Origin of the sequence: Mycobacterium sp. (genome assembly GCF_049683355.1) — a bacterium.
Lineage (GTDB): Bacteria > Actinomycetota > Actinomycetes > Mycobacteriales > Mycobacteriaceae > Mycobacterium.
Window position 1 is genome coordinate 36437 of record NZ_JBAUJB010000053.1, and the last position, 7820, is coordinate 44256.

A 7820-nucleotide genomic window follows, 5' to 3' on the forward strand; every position below is an offset into this window, starting at 1 on the left:
ACCGTGCGGCCACTTGCTCCGTGCGCTGACAATCAGGCTACGTGTGGCCACAAGTTACTACACGGCCGTCAGTTACTTCTTCTCGCAGGTGAACTGGACGACGTCGGTGTAACCCTCACGAAACAGGTCGGCACATCCGTCCAGGTATTTGAGGAACCGCTCGTAGATCTCCTCGGACGTGATCGCGATGGCCTCGTCCTTGTTGGCCTCGAGGTTCCTGGCCCAGGTGTCCAGCGTCTTGACGTAGTGCGGCTGCAGGTGCTGCTCCCGGGTCACGGTGTAGCCGGCCTTGACGGCGTGGTCCTTGACCATCGACGCCAGCGGCAGACGGCCGCCGGGGTAGATGTAATCCATGATGAACTTGATGAACCGCACCCGCGACATCGTCAGCGGCAGGCCCTTGGCCTTGATCTCCTCATCCTCGGGGATGGTGATCGTGTGCAGCATCTGCACGCCGTCGTCGGGCATCCAGTCGTAGGTCTTCTTGAAGTAGTCGTCGTACTTGTTGAAGCCGAAGTGCTCGAACGCGCCGATCGAGACGATCCGGTCGACCTTGCCGTCGAAGTCCTCCCAGGGCTGCAGGCGCACTTCCATCGTGCGGTCACCCTTGTAGTTGGCGAGCCAGCGGTCCTCGATGTGCTGCTTCTGGTTCTCCGAGAGGGTCAGCCCGATGACATTGACGTCGTACTTCTCGACGGCGCGGTTGATCGTGGCGCCCCAGCCGCAGCCAATGTCGAGCAGCGTCATCCCGGGCTCGAGTCCCAGCTTGCCGAGCGAGAGGTCGATCTTGGCCATCTGCGCCTGTTCGAGCGTGTAGTCGTCCTTCTCGAAGTAGGCACAGCTGTAGACCTGGTTGGGGTCCTGCCACAGCTTGAAGAAGTCATTGGAGATGTCGTAGTGGAACTGGACTTCCTTCTTGTCCGACCCGCGGGTCTGCGACGCCGACTTCGACAACCACGCGGACTGTGCGGTGTTCGACTCTCCGCTTGAGCTGTTCGGCATCGACCCATCCTGTCTGCAGAATCCATTGTGACGCGCCCCACGGCACGCTTGCATTTCTACTACCCGTCCAGCCGCTGCTGAAACCGCGGGGTCCGGGCGGGTCCTCCGTCGAGCCTAACGGCTGCGGACTGCGGCGAGGTCGGCAGGACTCCACAACCTCTGACATGCCCGGAAGGAGCGGGTCGCGACCTGCCGAGTCCCGACATGTACGCCAAGATTGGGGATATGCTCCGCAGCCCGAAGATCTACGTCAAGGCATGTATCAACGGTGCCCGCACCCCGGATCAGCACCACCCCGCCCTGCCCGTCACCCCCGAGCAACTCGCGGCCGAGGCCGTCGCCGCACACGCGGCAGGAGCCAGAGCCGTGCACATGCACCCCAAGACCGCCGACGGTGTCGACTCGCTGCTGCCGGAACAGGTGGACGCCGCGGTGGCCGCGGTCCGCCACGCCGCGCCCGGTCTGCCGCTGGGTGTGACGACGGGGTTCTGGGCGCTGCCGGACGCGCGGCAGCGGCGCAAGGCCGTCGAGAGCTGGACGGTGCTGCCCGACTTCGCGTCGCTGAACTGGCATGAGCCCGGGTCGCCGGAACTGGCCGAGGTGCTGCTCGGCCGCGGGCTGGGCGTGGAGGTGGGCATCTTCCACGCCGAGGCTGCGCGGTCGTGGGCGGCGTCCGAGATCGCCGCGCACTGCCTGCGGGTGATGATCGAGCTCGGAGCCGACAGTGACGCCGCCACCGCCGACGAACTGCTCGCCATGGTCGCCGAGGCGAGGTCGTCCGCCCCGGTGCTGCTGCACGGGCTCGACGAAAGCTGTTGGCCGCTACTGGAACATGCGGGCACGCGGGGAGTGCAGACCCGGATCGGGATGGAGGACACACTGTGCCTTCCCGACGGCTCCACCGCCGCGGGCAACGCCGCGCTGGTGTCGGCTGCGGTCGACCTGCTCAGTCGTTAGGAGCGCCCAGGGCGAAGTCCGCGAAGTCGAACCCCGGCACCACCACGCAGCTGACCAGGCAGGGCTGGTCGTCGCGGGGACGCGCACGCTGCCAATACCCGGGTGGGACGACGAACTGCGGGCTCTCCCCGGCCACGATGTCCGCACCGAGAAGGTGGGTCTGTGCGGAGTCCTGTTCCTCGCCGACCTCCAGCAGCAGCGGTCCGCCGGAGTGATACAGCCACAGTTCGGCGCTGCGCACCGTGTGCCACGCCGATTGCTGACCCGCCATGAGCAGGAACAGGATCGCGGTGCCGGCGTTGCGAGGACCGGTGTAGTCCGTCGGCAACACCGACTGCGGGACGGTCAGGTCGCTGCGCCAAGTCTCCCGGTACCAACCGCCCTCGGGATGCGGGGAAAGCTCCAGCCGACGCGCCCATTCCGGAAGATCGCTCATTGCCTCACCCTAGTAGGGTGCGGGAATGGCTCGCGTGCGTCCCGGCTGGTTGGTGGCGTTGTGTGCGCTGGTCGTCGCGGTGAGCGCGTGGTTCCCCTGGCTGACGTCCGCGGCCGACGGCGGTGGACGGGCCAACGCGATCGGCGGGGTCACCGCGGGAGCCATGCCGGTGCCCCCACCCGGTTTCGGGGTCGGACAGTTTATCGTGCTACTGGCGTCGTCGCTGGTCGTCGCCGGGGCGATGTCGGCCCGCGGCATCTCGGCCCGGATGGCTTCGACAGCGGCGCTGGGGATTTCGGTGGTCCTGGTGGTGCTGGCGGTGTGGTTCTACCGACTCTACGTCTACCCGCCCGTCGCGGCGGGTTACGGGCTCTACGTCGGCGGTGCGGTCGCGCTGCTCGCGGCGCTGCTGTCGGTGTGGACGATGCTGGCGGCGTGGAATTCTGCGACGGCCGAGCGCGCGCTGCCATGACCGGATTCGTCGAACCGGTGACGCTCGCCGGTGATCGTTGGTGACGCTGGAACCTCTTACCCGCGAACACATTCCCGAGATCGAGGCGACCGCCGCGGATGGTGAACTGGGACGGCTGTGGTTCACGTTCGCGCCGAAGGCGGGCGGTGCCGCAGACTGGGTCGAGGCGCGGCTGTCGGTGCAGCATCCGGACACCGGGCTCACGTTCGTGGTGCGCAGCAGGCAGGACGGCGCCCTGCTCGGGTCCTCGAGCTATCTCCATGTCGACGGACCCAATCGGCGCCTCGAGATCGGCAACACGTGGTATTCGACGGCGTCCCGGCGAACCGGGGTCAACTCCGAGACCAAGCTGTTGATGCTGGGCCACGCCTTCGACGGGTTGGGTTGTGTCGCAGTCGAGTTCCGCACGCACTTCTTCAATACCACCAGCCGGGCCGGTATCGAGCGGTTGGGCGCGAAACTCGACGGAGTGCTGCGCAGTCACCAGATCCAGTCCGACGGCTCCCGCCGGGACACCGTCGTCTACTCCATTCTGGACATCGAATGGCCCGCGGTGCGAAACAACCTGCAGTTCCGGCTGAACCGGCACTTGTGAGCCGCCGACTCTGCGGGCAGATCGGGGTATCCACCCGATCCCCGATCTGCCCGCAGTCTCGATCGGTCGTCGGTTAGCTCGAATCGACGGTGGTCGGCTGAATCGACTTCTGTGCGCCCGAGTGGGAGACGTCGATCTTGCGAGGCTTGGCGCGCTCGGCAACCGGGATGGTCACGGTCAGCACGCCATTCTCATAGGTCGCCGAGATCGCCGAGGTGTCGATGCCGTCGCCGAGTGACAGCTGCCTGCGGTAGGTGCCGAAGAACCGTTCGTTGGCCAGCCACTGCACGGACTCCTCGGAGCGGGCGGTTCGATGGGCCGAAACGGTGAGGGTGCCGTTGTCCACGTTCACGTCCACCGATCCGGGGTCGATTCCGGGGAGGTCGGCAGCCAGGACGTAGTGGTCGTCGATCTTGCACAGGTCCATCGGCATGAACCGCGGGGTGCGATTTGATCCGGTCTGGTTGGCAAGCAGGCCCCGGGTAACTGCATCGAGGTCGCCGAAGGGATCGAAGCGAAGCACAGCAATCCACCTCCTATGTCACTCACGGCCCGCCACCCTGGCGGGCGACCCAATCACTGTGCACCGCCGAGATTAGCACTCTCGATACGAGAGTGCCAGCCCAATTTCCGGCCGATTCCGCCGAGCGCTGTGACCGGCCGGCACTGTCCCCCAACAGCTTCGCCGCCACTGCCGCCCTGCCCGCGGAACGACTACCGGGCCGGCAGTACCTGCCCGCCGCGCAGTGGTTCACCACATCGATCGCAGACCAGAACCGGCGCGAACCGGCCGCCGCACACCGCGTGGGTGAGGACCACTGCCGGGCCTTCGGGATCCGGATACCAGCGTTGCGCCCACTGCAGCGCGGTCACCAGAACGGGAAAGAACGCGCGGCCCTTGTCGGTCAGCCGGTACCGGTTGCCCGTGCTGCCGAGAATCCCCTCGCCGGTGAACACCGACAGCCGGGCGGCGACCGTGCTGGGTGGAGCGCCGAGCTGGGACTGAAAGTCGGTGAACCTGGATGCCCCGACAAACGCCGCGACCAGTAGCGCGAATGCCCAACGATCGCCGATCACGCTCATCGTCTGCGGGAAGAGCGCGACAGCGCCCGTTCGGCGCGCACCCGACCGGCGGCGGGTCGCGGTGGCCGGAATGGACTGCGCCCAGCCGCCGCTCGGTCCCCATTGCGCTACAAGGTCTTCATCGCTCGCGACGCCGCTGCACGCGCTGCAGGTGGTCTGCGGCGCGAAGTCGCGGCCGCACATTTCGTGACGCATGCCCGGCAGTTGCTCGGTGTGGTCGACGACCCAGCGGCGCTCCCATTCCCAGATCGAGACCAGCATCGGCCACAGCGACCGACTGCGCGGCGTCACCAGGTACTCCGAACGTGATGGCTTGGTCTGGTACTCGCGGCGGGTCAGGAGGTCGTCGGTGACCAGCGAGTGTAGCCTCGCGGTCAGCACTGAATGCGAGACCGGAAGCGCTGCAGCGAATTCGCCGTAACGCCGAGCGCCCAGCAGTGCACGCTGAATGAGCAACAGCGTCCATTCGTCGCCGAGCAGCCCGAGCATCCGGGCCACGGCGTTGGGTGGTGGCACCGACTAGAGGCCGATCGCGGCCGCCGCGCTGTCGGTCTCCCGCCACCGGCGGAGGTCGGCTCCCGGAGCCCATGTCGCGTGGGTGCCGCTTGAGATGCGCTCGGGCAGAGCAAGTTTGCACACCGGCCCGTCACCGACCCGCGCCGCGTCGAAAACCAGGCAGTACGACGCATCGGCGCCCATGTCGGTGGTGAGCGTCACCAGATATCCGTCGTCCTCGCCGGCGGTGACCCCGGAGCGTGGCCCCATCGCAGTCTCGCTGCCGAATACGCCGTCGCCGAAGGCATAGCGTTCCTCGACGCCGGTCTGAAGGTCGTGGCGTACCAAGCCGTCGAACAGGAACCAGCCGGGTTGCCGGTGGCCGCGTAGGTGTAGCGGTAGGCATGCCCGGCGTAGCCGGGGTTGATCATGCCGAACTCGCTGATGTTGTCCGACAGCTGCTCCCACGGACCTCGCCGGTGACGAGGTTGAAGCGCCATCGGTGCAGCCGTGACTGCATGCGGTCCATGGCGAGGAACCGGAATCGCCGCTGCCACTTGTCGCCCAGGCCGTCGTCGGCGGGTACGGGGTCACTCTGGAAGAACCCGTCGAGCACGATCTCGTCGCCGTCCTCGTAGGCGTTGGGGAAGTGCAGCACATAGGTGGGGTCGGCCTCGAACCACCTGATCTGCGAGGTGTCGCCGCGTCGCGGGATGACCGCGAACCGGGACGGCATGTCGGGGTGGAAGCCGGGCAGATGCACGTTGTGCGCGAGCAGATGCACGTTGTGCGCGAGCAGCGCCGGGTCCCAGAACATCGGGAAGTAGTTGAGTATCACGTAGTTGTCGGTGAACGCCATGTCATGCGGCAGCCGAGGGCCTGGCAGCGGGACGTCGACACGGTGCACCACGTGACCGGTGTCGTCGACGACGCCGTAGCGCAGGTGCGGGGCGTGCTTGCTGTAGCTGAAGTACAGCAGTTCTCCGGTGCGGTCGTCGACCTTCGGATGGGCGGACACACCCCGCTGCGAGGGGAAGCCTGCGTGCCAATCCTCTTTGCCGAGAGCCTCGCCGGTGCACGGGTCGGTGCGGTACAGGTCGCCGCACTGATAGTGGCTGGTCAGCGCGGTGCCGCGGTGCACGACAACGTCCGTCGACGACGAGTCCTTCATCAGGGTGCGGGCGCCCCAGCCGTAGTCGCGCCGGGCCAGTTCGATCGGCTCTCCGATGCCCGGCCAAAGCGGCCCGCCTGCGGCGTTCTCCTCGCCGAATGCATCGGTGCGCACGAACCTTTTGCGGTAGAACGCTTTTCCGTCCCGGAAGCCGACGATGTGCAGCATCCCGTCACCGTCGAACGGGTGGTAGTTCTTCAGCGCGGGGTGTAGCGGGTTCTCCGTGTTGCGCAGGTACACGCCGTCGAGGTCGTGCGGGATCTGGCCCTCGACGACAGTCAGATCGTCGGCATCCCACTCGGTGGTCTGGGGCCGCCACGGGCCGGTGCGATAGGGGTGGTCGTCCTGTTCGGGCAGGGTGGACAGGAACTTGCCGACGACATCTGGGTGGGTGTGAATGCTCACTGCGGACTCCCGATGACAAAGCTGACGGTGGTGGCGGTGCTGCCGCCGAAGTTGAGCGTGCCGAACGTTTTTGCGCCCTCGACCTGGTAGTCCCCGGCGGTGCCGCTGACCTGCCGGGCGGCGTCGAGCAGCATCCTCACCCCGGAGGCGCCGACGGGATGCCCGCCGCCGATCAGGCCGCCACTGGGATTGATGGGCAATCGGCCGCCGATCTCGATCTCGCCGTTCTCGACGGCTTTCCACGATTCACCGGGGCCGGTGAGCCCGATGTGGTCGATCGCGCCGTCGATCCGGCCCAGGGGCCGGACTCCGGGGTGCTCGGCCAACCAGTCGTCGCTGACCAGTACGACGCCGGCGGCACCGTCGGTGATCTGACTGCAGTCGAGGCGTCGCAGTCGACCCTCGACCACCGGGTTGTCCGCATCGTCGTCGGTGAGCGGTTCGGGAACGGCCCAGCTGCGGGTCTGGGCGTTGGGGTTGGCGCGGGCATTGGCGAAGTTGAGCGCGGCGATGGCGCGCAGGTGTTTTTCGTCCAGGCCGTACCGGAGGTCGTACTCGGCTGCGACGGCTTCGAACATGTGCGGCCACATGAACGTGGCGCCCTGACCTTCATGGCCGGTCCATGCGGCTGCGCCGAGAATCGTGGTCGCGGTGTTGCCGGGCACCGTCTTCTCGAGTTCGATCCCGGCGACGAGCGCGGTGCGGTAGGCGCCGGATCGGAGATCGGCGATCGCTGCGAGGGTCGCGACACTTCCCGACGCGCAGGCGGCTTCGTGCCGGGTCGCGGGGGTGTTCCAGAGCCCGTCGTTGAGGGTGGCGGGCATCGCGCCCAGGTGCCCCTGGTGGGCGAACAGCTCACCGAACGCATTGGCGACGTGGACGACGCCGATGTCGGTGGCATCGAGACCTGCCGCTTCGAGGGTGCGGTCGATCACCTCCGCCGTCAGATCGGAGAAGTCGAGCCCTTCACGGTCGAAATTGCGGGCGAAATCGCTCTCGTATCCGCCGAGGATCCACACGTGCTGTGCGGCCCATCTCCGGCACTTTACTACAACTACTAAGGAGTTCGTAAGTAAGCGACGTGCCTCACCTACATTGAGCGCGTAGCCGGTGGTGGTGCCTCACCTACTTTGAGCGCGTAGCCCGGAAGGCTTGCCCGATGTTGGAGGGCAAGATCGATATGGCCGCGAGACGGCAGGTAACC

General features: G+C 66.9%; 7 protein-coding genes and 2 pseudogenes. 3 read left to right on the forward strand and 6 right to left on the reverse strand.

Annotated elements, in window-relative coordinates:
* Nucleotides 1–72 precede the first annotated feature (72 nt).
* Nucleotides 73–1002, reverse strand: a complete 930-nt coding sequence (locus WA944_RS03420; protein WP_526608328.1) for a cyclopropane mycolic acid synthase family methyltransferase — start codon at nucleotides 1000–1002, stop codon at nucleotides 73–75.
* 225 nt (nucleotides 1003–1227) lie between these two features.
* On the opposite strand from WA944_RS03420, the gene WA944_RS03425 reads away from it, so the two are divergent.
* A complete protein-coding gene (locus tag WA944_RS03425) occupies nucleotides 1228–1959 on the forward strand; it encodes a 3-keto-5-aminohexanoate cleavage protein (RefSeq protein WP_526373679.1) in 732 nt (243 codons plus the stop codon).
* On the opposite strand, the gene WA944_RS03430 is transcribed toward WA944_RS03425, so the two are convergent.
* Nucleotides 1949–2395, reverse strand: coding sequence for a cupin domain-containing protein (locus tag WA944_RS03430; RefSeq protein WP_370330059.1), 447 nt, complete (start codon nucleotides 2393–2395; stop codon nucleotides 1949–1951). The genes WA944_RS03425 and WA944_RS03430 overlap by 11 nt on opposite strands.
* A 25-nt stretch (nucleotides 2396–2420) precedes the next feature.
* On the opposite strand from WA944_RS03430, the gene WA944_RS03435 reads away from it, so the two are divergent.
* Together WA944_RS03435 and WA944_RS03440 are read left to right on the forward strand one after the other, a co-directional pair.
* The gene (locus tag WA944_RS03435; RefSeq protein ID WP_526373681.1) at nucleotides 2421–2867 is read left to right on the forward strand and encodes a hypothetical protein; all 447 of its coding nucleotides are present in this window, start codon (nucleotides 2421–2423) and stop codon (nucleotides 2865–2867) included.
* Nucleotides 2864–3462, forward strand: a pseudogene (locus tag WA944_RS03440) (GNAT family N-acetyltransferase). Before WA944_RS03435 ends, WA944_RS03440 begins: the two are co-directional and overlap by 4 nt.
* Nucleotides 3463–3535: 73 nt before the next feature.
* Here WA944_RS03440 and WA944_RS03445 read toward each other — a convergent pair.
* The 4 genes and pseudogenes from WA944_RS03445 to WA944_RS03460 all read right to left on the reverse strand — a co-directional run bounded on the left by WA944_RS03445 (nucleotide 3536) and on the right by WA944_RS03460 (nucleotide 7635).
* On the reverse strand, nucleotides 3536–3985 hold the full coding sequence (locus tag WA944_RS03445; protein ID WP_526373683.1) for an Hsp20/alpha crystallin family protein: 450 nt from the start codon (nucleotides 3983–3985) through the stop codon (nucleotides 3536–3538).
* Nucleotides 3986–4176: 191 nt separating this feature from the next.
* The gene (locus WA944_RS03450; protein WP_526646341.1) at nucleotides 4177–5034 is read right to left on the reverse strand and encodes a winged helix-turn-helix transcriptional regulator; all 858 of its coding nucleotides are present in this window, start codon (nucleotides 5032–5034) and stop codon (nucleotides 4177–4179) included.
* 30 nt (nucleotides 5035–5064) lie between these two features.
* Nucleotides 5065–6616 (reverse strand): annotated as a pseudogene (locus WA944_RS03455) (carotenoid oxygenase family protein).
* Nucleotides 6613–7635, reverse strand: a complete 1023-nt coding sequence (locus WA944_RS03460) for an acetyl-CoA acetyltransferase (RefSeq protein ID WP_526371203.1) — start codon at nucleotides 7633–7635, stop codon at nucleotides 6613–6615. The pseudogene WA944_RS03455 and the gene WA944_RS03460 overlap by 4 nt, the downstream one beginning before the upstream one ends.
* Between the last annotated feature and the right edge of the window lie 185 nt (nucleotides 7636–7820).